This is a genomic window from Paenibacillus salivarius, assembly GCF_051307165.1.
Classification (GTDB): Bacteria; Bacillota; Bacilli; order Paenibacillales; family Paenibacillaceae; genus Fontibacillus.
In genome coordinates, this window is sequence record NZ_CP195592.1 from 5326598 (window position 1) to 5345060 (window position 18463).

Annotated in this window: 19 protein-coding genes; 11 read left to right on the forward strand and 8 right to left on the reverse strand. The window is 52.7% G+C overall.

Annotated elements, in window-relative coordinates:
• Positions 1-17 precede the first annotated feature (17 nt).
• The gene (locus ACSFXJ_RS24655) at positions 18-395 is read left to right on the forward strand and encodes a heme oxygenase (protein WP_435922940.1); all 378 of its coding nucleotides are present in this window, start codon (positions 18-20) and stop codon (positions 393-395) included.
• Positions 396-450: 55 nt separating this feature from the next.
• Here ACSFXJ_RS24655 and ACSFXJ_RS24660 read toward each other — a convergent pair whose 3' ends face one another.
• Positions 451-1929, reverse strand: coding sequence for a sensor histidine kinase (locus ACSFXJ_RS24660; protein WP_435922941.1), 1479 nt, complete (start codon positions 1927-1929; stop codon positions 451-453).
• Complete coding sequence (locus ACSFXJ_RS24665; RefSeq protein ID WP_435922942.1) at positions 1920-2603, reverse strand: response regulator transcription factor; 684 nt, start codon at positions 2601-2603, stop codon at positions 1920-1922. The genes ACSFXJ_RS24660 and ACSFXJ_RS24665 overlap by 10 nt, the downstream gene beginning before the upstream one ends.
• A 147-nt stretch (positions 2604-2750) precedes the next feature.
• On the opposite strand from ACSFXJ_RS24665, the gene ACSFXJ_RS24670 reads away from it, so the two are divergent.
• On the forward strand, positions 2751-3932 hold the full coding sequence (locus ACSFXJ_RS24670) for a DUF418 domain-containing protein (RefSeq protein WP_435922943.1): 1182 nt from the start codon (positions 2751-2753) through the stop codon (positions 3930-3932).
• A 69-nt stretch (positions 3933-4001) separates the two neighbouring features.
• Here the strand turns inward: ACSFXJ_RS24670 and ACSFXJ_RS24675 are convergent, their stop codons facing one another.
• Genes ACSFXJ_RS24675 through ACSFXJ_RS24685 form a run of 3 tightly spaced genes read right to left on the reverse strand, consistent with a single transcriptional unit; the run spans position 4002 to position 6500 of the window.
• Positions 4002-4742: a Bax inhibitor-1/YccA family protein gene (locus tag ACSFXJ_RS24675; protein WP_435922944.1), complete on the reverse strand. Its 741-nt coding sequence runs from the start codon at positions 4740-4742 to the stop codon at positions 4002-4004.
• 56 nt (positions 4743-4798) lie between these two features.
• Positions 4799-6058 (reverse strand): acyltransferase family protein, encoded by a 1260-nt coding sequence (locus ACSFXJ_RS24680; protein ID WP_435922945.1) that lies wholly within the window; start codon positions 6056-6058, stop codon positions 4799-4801.
• Between the two features lie 49 nt (positions 6059-6107).
• On the reverse strand, positions 6108-6500 hold the full coding sequence (locus ACSFXJ_RS24685; protein ID WP_435922946.1) for a winged helix-turn-helix transcriptional regulator: 393 nt from the start codon (positions 6498-6500) through the stop codon (positions 6108-6110).
• A gap of 228 nt (positions 6501-6728) precedes the next feature.
• Here ACSFXJ_RS24685 and ACSFXJ_RS24690 point away from each other — a divergent pair, with 228 nt between their 5' ends.
• Complete coding sequence (locus ACSFXJ_RS24690) at positions 6729-7472, forward strand: SDR family oxidoreductase (RefSeq protein WP_435922947.1); 744 nt, start codon at positions 6729-6731, stop codon at positions 7470-7472.
• 359 nt (positions 7473-7831) lie between these two features.
• Entirely contained in the window at positions 7832-8503 is a 672-nt protein-coding gene (locus ACSFXJ_RS24695; protein WP_435922948.1) for a hypothetical protein, read from the forward strand.
• A 251-nt stretch (positions 8504-8754) separates the two neighbouring features.
• Here the strand turns inward: ACSFXJ_RS24695 and ACSFXJ_RS24700 are convergent, their stop codons facing one another.
• Entirely contained in the window at positions 8755-10167 is a 1413-nt protein-coding gene (locus ACSFXJ_RS24700; RefSeq protein ID WP_435922949.1) for a hypothetical protein, read from the reverse strand.
• Positions 10168-10401: 234 nt separating this feature from the next.
• Here ACSFXJ_RS24700 and ACSFXJ_RS24705 point away from each other — a divergent pair, with 234 nt between their 5' ends.
• Together ACSFXJ_RS24705 and ACSFXJ_RS24710 are read left to right on the forward strand one after the other, a co-directional pair.
• Positions 10402-12522: an S-layer homology domain-containing protein gene (locus ACSFXJ_RS24705; RefSeq protein WP_435922950.1), complete on the forward strand. Its 2121-nt coding sequence runs from the start codon at positions 10402-10404 to the stop codon at positions 12520-12522.
• Positions 12519-13412 carry a GNAT family N-acetyltransferase gene (locus ACSFXJ_RS24710; RefSeq protein WP_435922951.1) on the forward strand — a complete coding sequence of 298 codons (894 nt, stop codon included), beginning with the start codon at positions 12519-12521 and terminating at the stop codon, positions 13410-13412. Before ACSFXJ_RS24705 ends, ACSFXJ_RS24710 begins: the two co-directional genes overlap by 4 nt.
• Here the strand turns inward: ACSFXJ_RS24710 and ACSFXJ_RS24715 are convergent.
• Both ACSFXJ_RS24715 and ACSFXJ_RS24720 read right to left on the reverse strand, forming a co-directional pair.
• Entirely contained in the window at positions 13399-13707 is a 309-nt protein-coding gene (locus ACSFXJ_RS24715; protein WP_435922952.1) for a hypothetical protein, read from the reverse strand. The two genes, ACSFXJ_RS24710 and ACSFXJ_RS24715, sit on opposite strands and share 14 nt — an antisense overlap.
• An 89-nt stretch (positions 13708-13796) precedes the next feature.
• A complete protein-coding gene (locus ACSFXJ_RS24720; protein ID WP_435922953.1) occupies positions 13797-14048 on the reverse strand; it encodes a hypothetical protein in 252 nt (83 codons plus the stop codon).
• A gap of 187 nt (positions 14049-14235) precedes the next feature.
• Between ACSFXJ_RS24720 and ACSFXJ_RS24725 the strand changes: the two genes are divergently transcribed.
• The 5 genes from ACSFXJ_RS24725 (at position 14236) to ACSFXJ_RS24745 (ending at position 18313) form a co-directional block, all read left to right on the forward strand.
• The gene (locus ACSFXJ_RS24725) at positions 14236-14631 is read left to right on the forward strand and encodes a GntR family transcriptional regulator (protein ID WP_435922954.1); all 396 of its coding nucleotides are present in this window, start codon (positions 14236-14238) and stop codon (positions 14629-14631) included.
• A complete protein-coding gene (locus tag ACSFXJ_RS24730; protein ID WP_435925861.1) occupies positions 14615-15487 on the forward strand; it encodes an ATP-binding cassette domain-containing protein in 873 nt (290 codons plus the stop codon). Before ACSFXJ_RS24725 ends, ACSFXJ_RS24730 begins: the two co-directional genes overlap by 17 nt.
• Positions 15484-16173, forward strand: coding sequence for a hypothetical protein (locus tag ACSFXJ_RS24735; protein ID WP_435922955.1), 690 nt, complete (start codon positions 15484-15486; stop codon positions 16171-16173). The genes ACSFXJ_RS24730 and ACSFXJ_RS24735 overlap by 4 nt, the downstream gene beginning before the upstream one ends.
• 76 nt (positions 16174-16249) lie before the next feature.
• The gene (thrC, locus tag ACSFXJ_RS24740) at positions 16250-17644 is read left to right on the forward strand and encodes a threonine synthase (protein WP_435922956.1); all 1395 of its coding nucleotides are present in this window, start codon (positions 16250-16252) and stop codon (positions 17642-17644) included.
• A gap of 90 nt (positions 17645-17734) precedes the next feature.
• A complete protein-coding gene (locus ACSFXJ_RS24745) occupies positions 17735-18313 on the forward strand; it encodes a DNA-3-methyladenine glycosylase I (RefSeq protein ID WP_435922957.1) in 579 nt (192 codons plus the stop codon).
• Positions 18314-18463: the final 150 nt, after the last annotated feature.

The following is an 18463-nucleotide window of genomic DNA, read 5'->3' on the forward strand; positions in this document are numbered from 1 at the left end:
GTTATGAAGCATTTTTGATGACCATTCTTATTCTGTGGAAGGAGCTGTTCGACATGATCGTGGTAACCAACCGGATTAAGGTGAAAAAAGGCATGGCCGCGGCGATGGCCCCCCGTTTCACGGCGCCGGGTCCGTTGGATGCTTCCAAAGGCATTATCAAGGTGGAAGTATTGCTCACCCAGAACCTGACGGATTATGATGAACTGAACGTCAACACGTACTGGGAATCGATCGAGGACTTTCATGCGTGGAAAGACAGCGATGCTTTTAAAGCCGCGCACCAACGACCAAGCGCCGGTTCGGAGGCAGCGGAAGGCGAAGCGAAGAAGGAATCCCCGATTCTCGGCAGTGAACTCTTTACTTATGAAGTGGCCGGAGTCAAAGAAATCGGATAAGCTTTGGACATGAAAAAAGGCCGGCGGGAATGAAACATTCCCGTCAGCCTTTTTGTTATGGATTCGTCGCGGATGTCAGTCCCGCCTCCGAAGGAAGCTCCAGCGGAATCCGGATGCATACTGCCGCGCCGCCGCTTTTCCCCTGGGCCGCCCAAATTTCCCCGCCGTGTTTGACGACAATCGATTTTGCGATATATAAGCCAAGTCCCGCATGCCCGCTGCTGCGGTTTTTCCCTCCCGATGCCTGATAAAAAGCATCGAACACCCGGGATTCCTTCCCAGGTTCGAAGCCGGGCCCGTTATCTGCTACGGTAATTTCAAGGTGCTGTCGGGTCACGATGGCCTCGAGCCGAATTTCCCCCTGTTCCGCAAATCGGAGACTGTTCGCCAATAAATTGTCCAACACCTGGGAAAGCCGGTCCGGATCTGCATGGAGCAACTCCCGGCTCAAAGGCGGCCTTTCATCCTGCAAGCCGTAGATGAGCACGGTTTTCTTTTTTCGGCACCAGGTGACGTACTCGGTTCTTTTCTCCTCCATAAACTCCACCGGATCGAAGCGGATCTTGGAGAGTTGAAAAGATTCCTGCTCCAGGACCGCGGTTTGATTTAAATCCCTGACGAGTTTGACGGCCCGTTGCACGTTGTTTTTAATCACTTTCAAATAGTTTTCGAACCGGTCGGCGTTTCTCGTTTTTGCTTCCTCCAACCCCTCAACATGTCCTTGGATAATCGTAAGTGGGGTTCTGATATCGTGGGCAAGCGCGGCAATCATCTCCCTCCGCTCCTTTTGAAGCCTCCATTCCCGCTGTAGCGACTCAGCCAGCTCTTTGCGCATCAGCTCGAACGCCTCGCTCAATTCTCGGATCTCCGTGATCGTTCCGTTGTCGGTCAGCGTAAATTCCAAATCTCTGTGCCGGATATGACGCGTCGCCGTCATCAGTTGATCCAGCGAATCTTTGATTTCCCGGTGAAATCTGCGGACAAGCAGCAAGGTGTACAAAATAATGTACAAAAACGGAACACTTAAAAAAAGCGGTACGCCCGCCTTTACCAGCAATGAATCGGAAGCGCGGACCGGCGTCAGCCTCAGCTTATAGTAAAGCAATACAGCGCCACGCCATTGATGGTCTTCGTCAAGAATGGGAATATGATGGACAAAATGATGATTCGGTCCCCCCGTCACCGTATTCAAGCGCCGAAGCAGCCGGTCCGCCGGCTCAGGGGAAACGTCGGCGAAAGTCCCGTAAAGATACGTTCCCTCCGAATCAACGACTTTGTATGTAATCCCTTCGGCGGGGACGATGCGATCCAGATCCGGCTGCGCGGCAGGCGATAGTATCCGGGAGCCACCCCTCTCTATTTGCTTCTCGATACCCGGAATCATCTGCTCGTAATAATTTTCTGAATTCACCCGGGATTGCCCGGCCCATAGCATCATTAACCAGGTTACAGCCGTGGAGATCAGACTTAGTAACAAAATCCAAATGATCATGCGGTGGAGCCGTCTGCGCATGGATACGGGTTTTATGTCCATTTGTAACCTACTCCCCACACGGTCCGGATATAGCTTTCTTCCGGCGATACGTCCTGAAACCGTGAACGGATTTTTTTGATATGCTCGGTCACGGTGGTGTCCTCTCCATCCGCCTCCAGGCCCCATACCTTCTCGTATATATGGTCCCTCGACAAAACATGGCCCTCGTTGATCGCCAACAGCCAGACGATGTCGAATTGTTTCGCCGTCAGTTGGATCTCCTGCCCGCGAATACGTACGGATCGCCGGTTGAAGTCGATGGTCAAATCGCCAAACCTGAGAATTTCCGTTTCGCGATTATCCGCCTTCCGGCGTTCCCTGCGCAAATGGGCATGAACCCTTGCCTTCAATTCGGACAAGCTGAAAGGCTTAACCAGATAGTCGTCTCCACCGACCACCAGCCCCTTGATACGGTCCGCCTCCTCTTGGCATGCGCTTAGAAAAATAATCGGCCCCTGTAGCATCGGCCGGATGCTTTGGCACACCTCGAATCCGTCCATATCGTCCATCATAATGTCAAGCAGCACCAACTGCGGCTTTTTTTTCGCTTGCTCCAAGGCCTCCGCTCCACTGTAGGCGGTCAGTACCTCGTAACCTTCATCCTCCAGGGCATCACGGATAAAGGACACGATGTCCGCCTCATTATCAACAATCAATACCGTCGTCCCAGACATACATCCCACCCTTTCCAGAGGTACGAACTCACATCTCGATGTTTCATCTTAACTTAAAATCATAACAAAAGTATAAAGCTTCCGATTATGAATTCTTTAAGATTGTTACCTATCCTTTCTATAGCTTGAAGTTTTGGAGGGAAGATCATGAAACGAATCGGAGCGCTTGACGGCCTGCGGGGGCTGGCCCTGTTGGGGATATTGCTGGTCAACGTGAACTTTTTCAATGAATCGCTTATGACAATCAGTCTGGGGGGCCTTCCCGTGGAGGGTCCGCTGAATCGGACCATCGAATTTTTGATCGACCTGTTCGTCGAAACGAAATTTATGCTTCTGTTCTCTTTCTTATTCGGATATGGGGCGGTTCTGCTGTACCGACGTACACAATCCGAAAAAAAGCGGTTTGTCCCGCTGTTTACCCGTCGTATGTTGGCCTTGCTGCTTTTCGGCGTTCTTCACGGCACGCTGATCTGGTACGGCGATATCCTGACCACCTATGCCTTACTTGGCCTATTGCTGCTACCGTTCATCCGGCGCAGCCCCAAAACGATTCTGGGATGGTCGATCGCGCTGACGCTGCTTGTCCCTCTGCTGATGACGGCCTTGACGGCGTTGGGACCCGGAATCGGTGGAGATAACGGGCAAAGCTTCGGCGATGCTTCGGTGTCCGATACCGCGCAAATGATCATGCAATACCAAGAGGCGGACCGGCGGATTTACGGCACAGGCACCTTTGCCGAAATCCTGAACAAACGAATCGTCGACTACCAGGCTAGCTTTTTCAACATGATTCTTTTTTTTCCGCAAGTATTAGGAGCTTTTTTGCTCGGCAGTTATTTTGCCAAAAAAGAGCTGCTCAGCCGGGTGCCCGAGCGCAAAACGTTTCTGATCCGGCTCGGATCCATCGGAGGCGCTCTCGGGCTGTTGCTGGAACTTTCCCCGTTGCTGTTCCCGTCTAAGGGCTCTTACTTTGATATCACGGCCATGTTCATAGGTGCGCCGTTACTCATGCTGGCATACGTTTGTTGGTTCGCGCTTGCGTTCCAGTGTTCGGGCAACCGGCTTGCGTTTCTGTGCAACCCCGGTCGAATCGGTTTCAGTATGTATATTCTGCAGTCGGTTCTGTGCAGCCTGGTTTTTTACAGCTACGGTTTCGGTTTGTTCGGCTCCATGACATTATGGCAAACAACCGCGGTCGCCTTGTTGATCTACGCTGTCCAAATCGGCCTCAGCGCCTTGTGGCTACGCCGATTCCATATCGGCCCGTTGGAATATGTCTGGCGTCTGCTTTACAGGGGCAAACCTCGACCCCGCTCCGCAAATCTTTAGCATGGAAAAAGGCCGACGGGAGTTTCCCGTCGGCCTTTTTTGACTCGCTTGAATTTGTCCGGAATCGGATTAGTCCCGGCTTGCCAGTTTGGCAAGCAGGCGCAGCATTTCCAGATACAGCCACACCAAGGTGACCATCAGACCGAAAGCGCCGTACCACTCCATGTATTTGGGAGCGCCCCGTTCCGCACCGCTCTCGATAAAATCGAAATCCAGCACCAGATTGAGCGCCGCGATGATCACGATCACCACCGAAATTCCGATGCCGATCCAGCTGCTGTCATGCAGATACGGAATTTGAACGCCGAACAGTCCCAAGACGAAGCTTAAGAGGTAAAGAATCGCGACCCCGCCCGTAGCGGCGAACACTCCGAGCTTAAAGTTTTCCGTTGCTTTGATGAGTCTCGTTTTGTAAGCAATCAGCAGGGCGAAAAAGACGCCCATGGTAAGCAAGGATGCTTGCATTACGATGCCATTCAGCAGTGTTTCGTATTGCGCGGAAATGGCCCCGAGAAACATCCCTTCCGCAATCGCATAAATCGGAACCAGCGTAGGCGCCGCTTTCGGCACAAAGCTTACGATCAGCGCGAGAATAAAGCCGAGGATCGCCCCGCCGATCGCCATCGGAAGCACATTGTAATTGTCAAAGTACAGCATCCAGGTCCCGAAGGCGCTGGCCAAAAGAATGACGAGGGTGATAAACGATTTGTTTACGGTCCCTTCAATCGTCATCGTGTTCATTCCGGACGCATATTCCGGCCGTTCAAAAGTATTCTCTCTTAATGTTGGATTTCCACTTCTTCCGATCAAGAAAAAACCACCTCATTCATGAATTTGTCTCCATGATACCACATTATGCCAAACAATTAAGCTGCTTTTTTTCGGGTTGTCTTTTTTTGACCGCTCGATCGGGGCCGATATCTTTTGGACAGGTCCAAAATCGGCTTTTCGATGAGAAAATACGATAGCGATGCCACCGCATATGACGCGGCTATCACGCCCAGAGAGATCAGCACCCACCGGTTCAAAGTGGTAATCCCCGCAAAATGGAAATCCTTGATCCAATACATCCGTACGAGCGTAATGATCATAGCATGCCAAATATAAAGCCCGAAGGACACTTTGGCCGTATATCGGAAAAACGGATTATCCAGGCCTCTTCCGATCCACCGGGAAAACGGGGCAAACAAAAGGAACCCGCCGAAGAGCACCGTGAGAAACGGAAAGAAATACGGCTGATTTTGCAGGCTGATGCTAAATTCGGGCGCATGACGGGCAAACCAGATGAACAGGCCGGCCCCGAGGAGGCTTGCCGCGCTCAGCGCATCGAACAGCCCCTTCGCACGCAGCGCCTCCGTCCGCTTCCCTTGCTGTATACGGACCAGCACGCCGGAGGCCAGGATCCCGATCGCAAAATGCCCGAAGAACCCGACCGGGTTGTAATTCGGCATCCAGTATTTTGCGCCACCGATATTCCCGTAGTTCCAGCTTCGCATGATATCATCCGGCGTGAAAAAACGGTGAATGAGCACGTTGCCCGCAAAAATCAGAAGCAGCACGCCTGCCCAATACATGAGTGCCGCCGGGAAGGAACGTTTTTTTCGAAACCAACGGAACAGCCCGTACATGAACAGCGGCATAAGAATATAGCTGAATACCTCGAAGCCGATCGACCATAGGGGGCCGTCCATTTCCGAAGGAAAAAAGGTGATGTAATGAAATCCCGAGGTGAAGGTAAAACCGGTTAGGGTGCGGAGCCAGAAATGTTCGACGGGAATGTTCAATGCCAGGACCCAAATGACGCCGACCGCCAAGGCGATGTAATAGCCCGGCATAATTCGGGCGGCTCTGCGCAGCGCGTACTGCCTGATGCTCGGGAATTCCCCGCCTTGAAGGTATTGCCTCCAGAAAGGGTAGGACAGCAAATAACCGCTCAGGACGAAAAAAATACTCACGCCGATGCTGCCCATCATCATAAACGAGTGCATCTCCTGAATCGCGGCCGTTTGCTGCTGCACCTGCAACGTCTGCGACAGATGATGGAAAATGACCCCGAGACAGGCCAAAGCGCGCAGTCCGTCTGCGCCGTTCAGATGATTAGGTTCTTTTTTTGCGGAATGAATCACGGTAATCCTCCTTTAGGATGGTTGCATTACCGTTTATTCCGAAGCCCTATCAAGAGCGTTCGGTGTTCCCTTCGTTTTCTTTGGACTGGCGCTGACGGTGAATGACACCCCACTCGTACATCGTGTCAAAGATGGGGCCCAACGTGTTTCCGTACTCGGTCATGATGTACTCCACCCGCGGCGGCATTTCGGGATATACCTCCCGCCGGACCAAGCCATCCTGCTCCAGCTCCTTAAGCTGCTGAGTCAATACTTTCTGGGAAACCCCGGGAATTAAACGGCGTAGCTCGTTGTACCGCCGCGGCCCTTCCTCCAGATGCCAAAGAATCAGCATCTTCCATTTGCCGCCGATCGCCTGAATCGTCGTGGCTACATGAATATAGCAATCGATATCTTCCTCGTTGTAAGCCGGGTCGGTACGCAATATATCTGGAAACAGCATGCGATGTCGTTTTCTCCTCTCATCTCCGGTAAAAATCCCTTTTTCTTCCCATGCTACCACATCCGATGAGATCGAAAAGATGGAATTTTTCATATTCGGGGTTTAATTTCTTACTTCAAAGTAACTATCGGAGATTAAAGTGCCTTCTTGTGCGGGCTTTCCGAAGGTTATAGTCTATAGCTGTCAGTATTCCGTACGAAAAAACAGTTGATGAGAGGTGTTGTTAAAATGAGCAGTAATTATAAAGATAAAGTCGTTTTAGTAACGGGAGCTTCACGCGGTATCGGGCGGGCCGTTGCCGAGCAATTCGCCGCGGAAGGAGCCAAGGTCGTCGTGAATTATGCGGGCAACCGCGAGGATGCCAAAGATGTTGTTTCGGGGATTCAAGCGCGCGGCGGCGAAGCCGTGGCCATCCGGGCCGACATCAGCCGGGTCGCCGAGGTGGAACGGCTGTTCAGCGAAGCGCTGGCCGCGTTTGGACGGCTGGACGTGCTGGTGAACAACGCCGGTATCATGATCACCAAGCCGATCGGCGAATTCACGGAAGAGGAATTTGACCGGATGTTCGCGGTGAATGTGAAAGGGACCTTTTTTGCCATTCAGCAAGCGGCCCTTCACCTGTCGCCGGGCGGAAGCATCGTCAATTTCTCCACCTCCGTCGCCGGGATGATGTTTCCCGCCTATAGCGCGTACGCAGGTACGAAGGGCGCGGTGGAGCAGTTCACCCGCCAGCTTGCTAAAGAGCTCGGGCCGAAGGGCATCACCATCAACGCCGTTGCCCCGGGACCGGTGAATACGGAGCTGTTCATGAACGGGAAGTCCGAGGCCCAGCTCGAGGCCATTGCCGGCATGAACGCTTTCCACCGCTTGGGCGAAACCGGCGATGTCACCGGCGCCGTCCTGTTCCTTGCCGGCGAGGAAGCGCGCTGGATTACCGGCCAGACGATCCGGGTGAACGGCGGGTTTGCGTGAGGCCGAAGGAATCCTGCCCGAATTGCCAATCATGATTTAGAGGGAAATCCTCCCGTTATTTTCCTCTACTTTGTCCGAGATCCTCATTTAGACGGAAAACCTCCTGCTAATTTGGTTAAAATGAGCTTATCGGGCTCTAAACCGTTGAATTAAGCGGAGGTTTTCCTGTTATTTTTGCCGAACTACTCTTTTGTACAAAAATAACGGGAGATTTTCCTGCTACGTTGATTTTCATGCTATTTTCTCTAGCCATATCCTAAAAATTAACATATACTTGACCTAACAGAGGCGAAGAACGTCCCGTTACACTCTTAGGAGTGCGGCGGGACGTTTTTATTTTTTACGAAAGGATGAGTTGGATGAGTTTTGAGGATATGCATGCGGATTGGCTCCAGGACCATTTGTCCCGCAGAACCGGGGAACGTCGGGGGCGTTTGGAGAGAGGTCACCTCCACGCCGAGAAGTTGTTCCTGCGGCAAGTTTGGTGGCCGCTTCGCGGCAACTTCACGCATCTTCACCCTGAATATGAAATAACCGATTGGCGCGGTAGGCCGTACTTTGCGGATTTCGCCTGGATGCCGGGGTACGTGAAGCTGCTCATTGAAATCAAAGGGTATGCGTCCCACGTGCGGGAAATGGACCGGCATAAATACAGCCTGGAACTGAATCGCGAAACTTTTCTGTATGCAATGGGTAATCCTGTCATCTCGTTTGCTTACGACGACGTGGAACAACGGCCGGAGCTATGCATTTCCTTGCTGCGAATGGTGCTAAGCAGGCATCAGGCTGAACAAGCACCGAAGGACCGCGCTATTTTCGCCGAAAAGGAACTGATACGTCTTGCGGTTCAGACGGACGGGCAGATTCGCCCAAAAGACGTGGTGCTGCACTTTGGCGTCGATCATAAAACGGCGGTAAAAATACTGCGGAACATGTGCAATAAAGGTTGGCTGCTCCCCTCCTACGGCGGAAAGGGCCAAAGAGTCGTGCGGTATGCACTGGCTCATGGGGTACTTGATTACTTTAATTGACGATAGGAGTTACAATGTCGGGATAAGCAACAGCAGTACCGGGATTAACGGGATTTTCTCCCGTTGATTTACTCACTTTAGTTTGATTTACCAAAATAGCAGGAAAACCTCCCACTAATATGACCGAAATGCGGATATTTGTCCTCAAACGGCAGAAATAGAGGGAGCTTTTCCCGCTATTTCTGCTTCTCGTGCCTTCGTCACCAAATTACCGGGAGAAAATCCCGCTATTTCCGAGAGGAGCACCGCCGCTACAGCAGGAACATCGTGACGACCGTCGTCACGCCGAGGCCGATCAGCACCGGCTTCAGGTTGCGGCGCGCCAGCTCGAACGGGCTGACGCCGCATATGGCCGCGGCGGGGATGAGCGCCCACGGGATCAGCGTGCCGCCGCCGACCCAGATGGCGGCGATCTGCCCGAGCGCCGTCAGCGTCGCGGCACCGGAATGCGTAGCGGCCGCGAACAGTTGGGCGATCGAACCGGCGAGGGAGATGCCGGAGAAGCCGGAGCCGTCGAGGCCGGTGATCGCGCCGGTCACGGTCAACGTCACGGCCCCCACCGCGCCGTTCAGCGGGACGCTGTTCGCGAGCGCAACCCCGAGGTCGTTGACGATCCCGTGCGAGGCTTCCGGAAGCACCTTGCCGAAAAGATCCGTAAACGCCGCGTCGCCCAAATAAAAGAACGCGGCGATGGGAATGACCGGACCGAACACTTTAAATCCGAAAACGAATCCGTCGATCATATAAGACGTCACTTGTTCAGGTCCCCGGTTCCGGTGAGCCAGCAAAGTGACGGCAATCAATATCAGCACGGCGGTCCCTCCAACGAGTGCCGTCGCGTCCCCGCCCTGCAGGTTCAGCCAAAACATCGCGACTACGTCGGCCAGAAACAGGAGCGGAATGAGAACCGCCAATATTTTTCTGGTGCCCGGCGATATCACCGCACGCTCCTCGATCCGGATATTGAGGGAAAGCAACGCGGAGGCGGAATTTTCCGTGACGAGCCCGTCCCTCCATGTCCCCCGCTTCAAATCCCTGCGCATGAGCCAAAACGCCGTAACGGTGGTTACCAGCCCCATGACCACAACTAAGGGCACGCTTGCGGCCATGACCTCGCTAACCGGGAGTCCCGCCGCATCCGCCGTCAGTTTCGGCGCGCCCTGAATAATATAGTCGCCGGAAAGCGCGATTCCGTGCCCAAACAGATTCATCGCCACAGCCGCCCCGAGCGCGGGAAGACCGACGCGAAGCGCCACGGGCAGCAGCACCGCTCCGATCAAAGCGACGGCCGGCGAAGGCCAGAAGAAAAACGAAGTCACCATCATGATTAACCCGATCCCCCAAAAGGCGACCGACGGGGTTCGGATAAACCGGGTCAATGGCGCCACCATCGTTTCATTAATACCCGTGATGATCAGTACGCGGCTCATGGCTACGATAATGGAAATGATCATAATCGTCCCCATCAGTTCCTTGGTAGCGTAGATAAATGAATTGAAGACTCCGGAAACCGAGCCGCCCAGCGTCTCCGTCGCGAGCAGCCCCAGCAGAAAAATGCCCGCCACGCATATCATCGTCGTATCGCGCCGCCTGATCAGCAGCGCCAGAATAAACACAATAAACGCCAAATAAACGTAATGAATTGCCGTGAGCTGAATTCCCATGACCGGATCACGCCCTTCTCTGCTTCCCAAATGGTGCTATATGCTATGCAGGGGCCTGGGCGTAGGTTCGTTTTGAATCCTTCGCATCTCTGCCATTCGAATTCTCTCAATTTTTTAATAGACAATTTTAAAAAAATATAATTACAAATGATTTGCTCATCCATTATGATATAAGTACATTTTTCAGAGTGCTCAGCTAGGGTTACCTCGAATAATCATTTAGGAGGAAATTGTTTGAACAAGAAACTAGTACTAAAAGTGATGACCACCGCCGCGTTGCTTAGCGCCTGCGCGCTTCCGGCGTCGGCAGCCGTAACCCTGACTGACATTGACGGATCCTATGCCAAAGACGCGATCAATCAGCTCGCCGAACAGGGCATCATCAACGGGAAAGGCAACGGCAAGTTCGACCCGACGGGGAAAATCGAGCGCCAGGATTTCGCGATCATTTTGGCTAAAGCCCTGAACCTGGATATGGACTCCGCGCCGGCTAGCGCAACGTTCAGCGACGTACCTGCCACGCACTATGCCTACGAAGCGGTGGAAGCCGCCGTCAAAGCGGGTCTTATCAATGGCCAGGGGGACGGAAAATTCGGCAACGGCGAGAATTTAACCCGCCAAGATATGGCCGTTCTTTTTGTGCGTGCATTGGGTGTGGACGCCGCCGGAAAAGGAGCGGATCTTAAATTCAACGATGCCGACAAGATTTCTTGGTATGCCAAAGATTCCGTCGCCGCGGCGGTAGAACTAAAATTGATCAATGGTCTCGGCAATGGAAACTTTGATCCTACCGGTGGAGCAGATCGGCAAGCCGTCGCTCAAGTTGCTGCCAAATTCATGACGAAGGCGGAGGAATTGAAAAGTCAGGCCCCGTCTCCATCCGAAGGCGAAGAGAAAGAACCCGTCGAGCCGCAAACCCCGGCTCCGACCACGCCTCCTGCAACTTCCGGCAGCACAGGCAGCAACAGTGGTAGCGGTGGTAGCAGCGGCGGTGGCGGAACCACGAATCCCGGCACGCCACCCGTTAATTCCGAGTTAGCTGCCCCGTCGCTGGCGTTCACGGATGCCAGAACGATTGCCATTACGTACAGCGTGACGCTAGATCCCTCGCATGTTCCTAATACGGAAGATATTAAGGTCATGGGCAAGGACGGAGACGTACCTTTCGAAATCGGCATTGACACCATTTCTGTTCAGGGCAAAGAGGTTCTGGTTAAGCTATCTAACAGCCAGGAATTGGACCGGGAACTGGAGGTATCCTACCGGCCTCAAGACCCTGCCCGCGCCATCCGCAGCACGACCGGCAAGCTATCCCCTGTTTTTTCGAACAAAAAGGTAGTTTACCAAACGAATGATCCGAAAGCTCTATTGGACAGCCTGATCGAAAATGCTCAGAATCTGCTCGATACGGCGTCGGAAAACACCGGCAACACCACGGGCAAATATCCGGAGTTTGCGATTGGAATTTTCGGCAATGCCCTGTTCTCAGCGATCAGCGTGCAACAGGATTCCATGGCAACCGAGGATCAGTACAAGATCGCAATCAATTCGTTAAGCCATGCTCTCGTGGAATTCGAAGCATCGAAGATTAAACCTTTGGAAATTACCCAGAAAACCGAAGTATTTTTGCTTAATCCGGAAGCCAGTACAAAAATCGTCGCGACCGACGGACAAAATACGTACAACAAACAGAGCCTGAAAAATCTCATTCAAATTCAACGGGGGGAAATCGATCAAGATATTCAACTTGTTCTTGACAGCCAAGACGCATCCTTCGATTTGATCACGAACGGCGAGGTCATCGGCAGCATCGAGCTGGCATCGTCGGATGAACAGTTGTTCACCTTAAGCAAACAGGCCGGACAAGAGGAAGTTGTCGTTGCTCCTAACGCCTTGGCTACCGAACAATCGAATGCCGATCTGATTCTCACCGTCACCGAAGCGGAGAACGTCGTACAAACGGTCAAGATTCCTGTTAAATTCGATGCCACGAAGCCAACCGTCACCAGCTCTACTTACGAAAACGGAACATTTACATTAACATCGGATGAGCCACTATACAATTTCACGGGGACATCGATGCCTCTTCCGATGACGGTGGAAATCAGTTATTCGTTTATCGGAGATTTCACAAGTGTTTCGCCACACGCGATCCGATTGGATCCAACCGATTTCAACATTGAGCATAGTAACGGAAATAATACGATTGTCGTAACCTTAACCGAAAGCGGCCATTCCAAGCTGCCGCCGGCCATATTTCCGACAGCCGCATTCCAAGTCCGGTTTATTAATTTGGGCGATTTCGTAGGTCATACGCCGGATCCCGTCGTTATCCCGGTAACTCCGATTCCATGAACCAATTAGAGGTACGATCCTACCGAGGGGCACTGCCCGAGGCATATCGTACATTGATGCCAAGGGAGCTTCAGCCATTGATGCAGGAGCTCCCTGCTTCTTTTGCGGCACTCGGGGCGATGCTTGACGGGCGACCCGTCGCTTTGGTGGTGGCCAGCTTGCACGCGGCCGCGGGTCCCGGAATGGCCAAAACGGCGAAATTGCGCTCGATTAGGGTCGCCGGGCCGTACCGACGCAAAGGCATCGGTCGCCGGCTGCTGGGCATGCTGGAGAATCTCCTCCTGCAAAACGGCGCAAACGAAATGCATACAGAATACGTCGGCGAAATGGAACCGGACTCCGAAACTGCGGCCTTTTTACGAAACTGCGGCTTTGCCGAACCTGCCCGGGGTATCCATATCTGGAGCGGTCCGCTAGGGGAGGTTTTCGAGGACCTTCCACGGATTAAGCAGCTGGGTATACCGGACGGCTTTACCGTCGAATCACTCTCCAGCCTTCATGCGGAGGAACGGGCCTGCATCGCCCGTGGCAAAGGGGACTGGTACCCTCCCCTGCTGGATCCGTTTGCGGAGGAATCTCTCATCGATCCCGAACGGAGCCTGGTTCTGCGTTACCGGAAGGAACCGGTCGGATGGGTTATTCTTGAGGCATTTGACGACCGTACAGTGCTAATAAAAAGCATGTTCGTCAAAGATCGGCATCAACGGCTCGCCCGCGGCATTGCGCTCACCGCCGAAGCCACCCGCCGTATTCTTGAGGAGGGACGGTTTACGGAGGCCATTCTTTTTGTGGAGGCGGAGAATGACGCGATGACTCGGTTTTTGCACCGTCAAATCGATCATCCCGCGATCCGGAAGGAAATATTGTGGAGAACGGTCAAATTTCTTTGACCGTTCTTTTTGCGTTATCTTTGACATCCGATCCGCAAGCCGAAATAAATCGGCGGATCCGCTCCACCCCTTCCATGATTTCCTCCTCGTTTAACCTGCCGTAACCAAGTACTAATTTACCGCCATTCCTGCCCTTGACGAGGGCATAATCCTCAAAACCGTGAACCCGGACACCATACGATTCCGTTTCGGTCCAATTCAACTTCGTGGAAACCACGCCCGAAAAATCAGCCTGGATGTGCATCCCCGCTTCGTCTCCGAATATTTTAACGCCTGCCCCGAAAGTTCTCTCCAACGCCTCCGTCGGACAATGCCGCCTTTTCTTGTAAACCCTTCTCATTCGTTGAATATGACGGTCAAAGCCGCCGTCCCCGATAAATTCGGCTAAAGCCCGCTGGGGGGCACCGGCGTAAACAAATTCAATTCCATTTTTGCACGTAGCAGGGTACCCGACAGTTCGAGCGGTACGACCAGATAGCCTGTACGCAAAGCAGGAAAAAGCGTTTTACTGAACGTACTTGTATAAATCACCCGGGAAGGCGACAGCCTCTGCAGCGGCGAAACCGGTACGCCCCGATGGCGAAATTCGCTGTCGTAGCGACAGGCGCCAATGCCTCCAGATCTTATATCAAACAAGCATGCGAGGCATCGTTGAAACGGTTGGATATCGAGTATATCGATCTCTACATGCGGAAGCCCTGAGACCTCTCGGGGCTTTTTTTGCGATTCATTTATACCTTGACAGGAAAATTTTAGACTTATATAGTTATATATATGAGTATATAACCTATCCCAAGGAGTGACGGCAAGATGGTGAATTCATTTGAGCGGCGCATTCGATAACGATAAGCCTCTTTTTATGCAGATCCGCGACAAGATCGAGGATCAGATCGTAAACGGCCAGTTAAAGGAACATGACCAAATCCCCTCCACCAACCAGTTGGTCCAATTTTACAAAATCAATCACATCACCGTGTCCAAGGGAATCCAATTGCTTGAAGATTCGGGCATCGTCTACAAAAAGAGGGGGCTCGGCGTCTTCGTCGCCGAGGGAGCCAAAGAAAAGCTGCTGAAGCAGCGGCAATCCTCCTTTGCCGAACAATACGTATACCCGATGCTGATGGAAGCCGGGAAGTTGGGGATCTCGAATGAAGACATTTATGAAATGATCAAAAATGCAAAGGAAGTGATTGAGCGTGACAATGGACGTAACGTTTGACAAGGTATCCATGAAGTTCGGAGATTTCACCGCAATAAACGACCTTTCCTTTACGCTACAGGGCGGAAAGATCCATGGACTTCTAGGAAGGAACGGGGCAGGGAAATCCACGCTTCTTGCCTTACTCGCCTCCTTTATGGAGCCGACATCCGGGAAGATTTCCGTCGGAGGAGCGTCCCCCTTCGAAAACGCATCGGTGATGGAGCAAGTCACCCTGGTATTTGATGCGGATTATCGGAATGAAACCGAAACGGTGAAAGGCCTGCTTGAAGCCGCCGAGAGATACCGTCCGAATTACGACGCCGCCTTCGCCGCTAAACTGGTGGAGCTTTTCGGCCTACCGTTGAAAAAACAGATTCGCCATCTATCCCGGGGTATGCAAGCCGCGTTCAACGTCACGCTGGGCCTTGCCAACCGCTCCCCCCTGACCATTTACGATGAAGCCTATCTCGGGATGGATGCGCCGACCCGGGACATTTTTTACCGGGAATTGTTGGAGGATCAGTCCGCCAACCCGCGGACCATCATTTTTTCTACCCATTACGTTTCTGAAATGGATTATCTCTTTGACGAAGTTCTGATTATCGATCAAGGCGGACTCGTCGTTCAGGAGCCCTATGACACTTTGGTCAGCAAAGGCGTAACGATCACCGGGGCGGCAAGCGCCGTGGATCAATTTACGCAGGGCCTGAAGCTGCTCGGCACACAGCAACTGGGCGGCACGAAATCCGTCACGGTATACGGGGAACTGACCGACGGCCAGCGCCTGACGGCGAAGCGCCAAGGACTTGAGATCGGACCCGTGTCCCTTCAGGATTTGTTCATCCATCTTACCAACGAAGGAGGCTCCCGATGAAACCGAAAGTAAACAGTTTTACAATTGGTGTCGACTTGTTTTTGCTGCAGTTGAAATGGTCGGCTTGGTTTTTTGCCGCCATGCTTGTCTTCGGCCTCATATTCCACGTCGGGGTTTCCGACGGGGATGCTCAAGCGCTCTTGTCGTTTGCATCCAAGCCGGCCAAAGTATACATGCTGGCGCTGGGAATCGCCGCAATTTCATTCCTTGTTTTCTATGTCAAATTCGGGGTAACCCGTAAAAAATACTTCCGTGGCACGCTTTACGCGCTACTCCCGCTCTCCCTTTCCGTCACGCTCATGTTTGCCGTCGTTACGGAGCTGCTGGGTTTGTTTACCGGGGAAATCACCGTATTTTCCGACTTCCGGCAAAACGGCCCGGAAACCCTTTTTACCGTATGGATAAACGTCTTGTCCTATTATGTTGCAGGATGGTTGATCAGTTCGGGATACCATCGCTACGGAGGGATTGCCTGCATCGGTTTTATCGTTCTTGCGGGAGCGGCGATCGCCATTACGGATATGCTGTGGGAATTCGAACTGTATAGCCTTCTGGCGGAACACCTGCCCTTTGACCCTTCGCAATTGCCGCTGTACGCCTCCGTGCTCGGTTCCCTCATTCTGCTGGGATTGATTTTGGCTGCGATTTTCATGGTGATTCGTAGAGCCCCCGTCAAACTGAAATAAAAATGTCGTAAACAGTTTTGAAACGGGTCGTTTTTTGTTACAATGATTGAAAATCGTTGATGCAAAGGGGATCATTATGGAATATATCAGCACCAGGGGGAAAGTGGCGGGGATCGGCTTCATCGACGCGGTCCTCATGGGATTGGCCGACGACGGCGGTTTGCTTGTCCCGAAGGCTATCCCGCAAGTATCGCAGGACACGCTGGCACAGTGGCAAAAGCTCTCCTATCCGGAGCTGGCGCTGGAAATTTTCTCGCTGTATATCGATGGGGAAATCCCTCGCGGGGATTTAAAGCAATTGGTCGATGACAGCTATGGCACGTTCCGGAACAAAGAGGTAACGCCAGTTCGCAAAGTGAAAGACAATCTCCACGTACTGGAGTTGTTCCACGGGCCGACGTTCGCCTTCAAAGATATTGCGCTGCAGTTTTTGGGCAACCTGTACTCGTACATTTCCCGCGAAAAAAATTCGATCATCCATATTCTCGGCGCCACCTCCGGCGATACCGGAGCTTCGGCCATTGAGGGCGTACGCGGCAAAGAGGGGATCAAAATCTGTATCCTGCACCCGAACGGAAAGGTCAGCAAAGTGCAGGAGCTGCAAATGACGACGGTCGATGACGCCAATGTACTGAACCTTTCGGTGGACGGCAATTTTGACGACTGCCAGCGCATCATCAAGGAGTTGTTCGCGGATGTGGCGTTCAAGCAGGAATACCATCTGCGCGCCATCAATTCCATCAACTTTGCGCGGATTCTGGCTCAAACGGTCTACTATTTCTACGCGTACTTCCAGCTTGCGAATCAAGGGGCTGCCGCGGCGGAGGCTGTCAACTTCAGCGTGCCGACAGGTAATTTCGGGGATATTTTTGCAGGCTATTTGGCCAAAAAAATGGGCCTTCCGGTAGGCAAGCTCATTCTCGCCACGAACGAAAACAATATCCTGGAGCGCTTCGTGAACGACGGCGTTTACCAGCCGGGCGAATTCCACATGACATACAGTCCGTCGATGGATATCCAGGTGGCAAGCAACTTCGAGCGCTATCTGTATTATTTGCTCGGGGAAGACGGTGCGGCGGTATCCTCGCTGATGGATTCCTTCAAGCGTGACGGCCGGATTACCGTATCCGGAGACAAGCTTGAGCAGGTTCAGCGCGATTTCTCCGCGGCCAGCGTGGAAAACGACGACTGCCTGGCAACGATCGGAGAAGTTCACGACGAATACGGATACTTGCTCGATCCGCATACCGCCTGTGGCGTAGCGGCCGCGAACCGCTTCACCGCCAAGGGGGAAACGACCGTCGCTTTGGCAACGGCCCACCCGGCAAAATTTAACGAAGCGATCGAGCTGATTCAAATCGAGCAAACCTTCCCGCCGCAAATCCAGGCGCTGTTCGATAAGCCGCAGGTTCAGAAACTGGTGGCGGGTACGAATGATGCCGTGAAGGATGAGTTGCTGAGATTTTTCTAGGCTAAGCTAAAAGGGCCGGCTCCCGATGGTTATGTAACAAAGACGGAGTCGGCTCTATTTTTTTACATAGGAAAGGAGCTGCAACGCCACATGACTGCGACCGATGCAGAAGTTACCCGCTGTGGTTGGGTCAACAGCGACCCGTTATACATCGCTTATCATGACAAGGAATGGGGCAAGCCGCTGCATGATGACCGAAAGCTTTTCGAGCTGCTCATGCTGGAAGGCATGCAGGCCGGGCTAAGCTGGTATACCATTTTGAAAAAACGCGACAATTTCCGTGTGGCCTTCGACGGATTCGACCCCGAAACGATCATCCGCTACGGTCCCGACAAAGTAGAGGAGCTTCTGCAAAATCCGGGAATCATCCGCAACCGTCTCAAAGTTCAGGCGGTGATCACCAATGCCCGGGTCTATTTCGACATCATCCGGGAGCACGGCAGCTTTGCCGGTTATTTGTGGAGCTTTGTGGACGGTGCGCCGATTATCAACCATTGGGAGCGCTTGGCGGAGGTGCCCGCTTCCACCCCCGTTTCCGATGCGATGAGCAAAGCCCTGAAGAAAAAAGGCATGAAATTCGTCGGCTCGACGATCATTTATGCGTTCATGCAGGCTTCCGGCATGGTGAATGATCATACGATGGACTGCTTTTGCAGGAGCGAGGGTTAATCCCAAAATCCGGACCTTACCTGTCCTGCCCATTGGATATTTTCCAATCAAGGATATTCTTAAAGCATCCCGACATCATCTTGATTGGATATTTTCCAACGACTGAGCCCGTATCTACCCTTTTTTGAGTTTCATCTCGAAAAATGATTG

Bases quoted from the DNA above. Each gene is read 5' to 3' on its own strand.
- ACSFXJ_RS24655 (WP_435922940.1), top strand. From the start codon at position 18: ATGACCATTCTTATTCTGTGGAAGGAGCTGTTCGACATGATCGTGGTA.
- ACSFXJ_RS24660 (WP_435922941.1), bottom strand. From the start codon at position 1,929: ATGGACATAAAACCCGTATCCATGCGCAGACGGCTCCACCGCATGATC.
- ACSFXJ_RS24665 (WP_435922942.1), bottom strand. From the start codon at position 2,603: ATGTCTGGGACGACGGTATTGATTGTTGATAATGAGGCGGACATCGTG.
- ACSFXJ_RS24670 (WP_435922943.1), top strand. From the start codon at position 2,751: ATGAAACGAATCGGAGCGCTTGACGGCCTGCGGGGGCTGGCCCTGTTG.
- ACSFXJ_RS24685 (WP_435922946.1), bottom strand. From the start codon at position 6,500: ATGCTGTTTCCAGATATATTGCGTACCGACCCGGCTTACAACGAGGAA.
- ACSFXJ_RS24690 (WP_435922947.1), top strand. From the start codon at position 6,729: ATGAGCAGTAATTATAAAGATAAAGTCGTTTTAGTAACGGGAGCTTCA.
- ACSFXJ_RS24695 (WP_435922948.1), top strand. From the start codon at position 7,832: ATGAGTTTTGAGGATATGCATGCGGATTGGCTCCAGGACCATTTGTCC.
- ACSFXJ_RS24700 (WP_435922949.1), bottom strand. From the start codon at position 10,167: ATGGGAATTCAGCTCACGGCAATTCATTACGTTTATTTGGCGTTTATT.
- ACSFXJ_RS24710 (WP_435922951.1), top strand. From the start codon at position 12,519: ATGAACCAATTAGAGGTACGATCCTACCGAGGGGCACTGCCCGAGGCA.
- ACSFXJ_RS24730 (WP_435925861.1), top strand. From the start codon at position 14,615: ATGGACGTAACGTTTGACAAGGTATCCATGAAGTTCGGAGATTTCACC.
- ACSFXJ_RS24735 (WP_435922955.1), top strand. From the start codon at position 15,484: ATGAAACCGAAAGTAAACAGTTTTACAATTGGTGTCGACTTGTTTTTG.
- thrC (WP_435922956.1), top strand. From the start codon at position 16,250: ATGGAATATATCAGCACCAGGGGGAAAGTGGCGGGGATCGGCTTCATC.
- ACSFXJ_RS24745 (WP_435922957.1), top strand. From the start codon at position 17,735: ATGACTGCGACCGATGCAGAAGTTACCCGCTGTGGTTGGGTCAACAGC.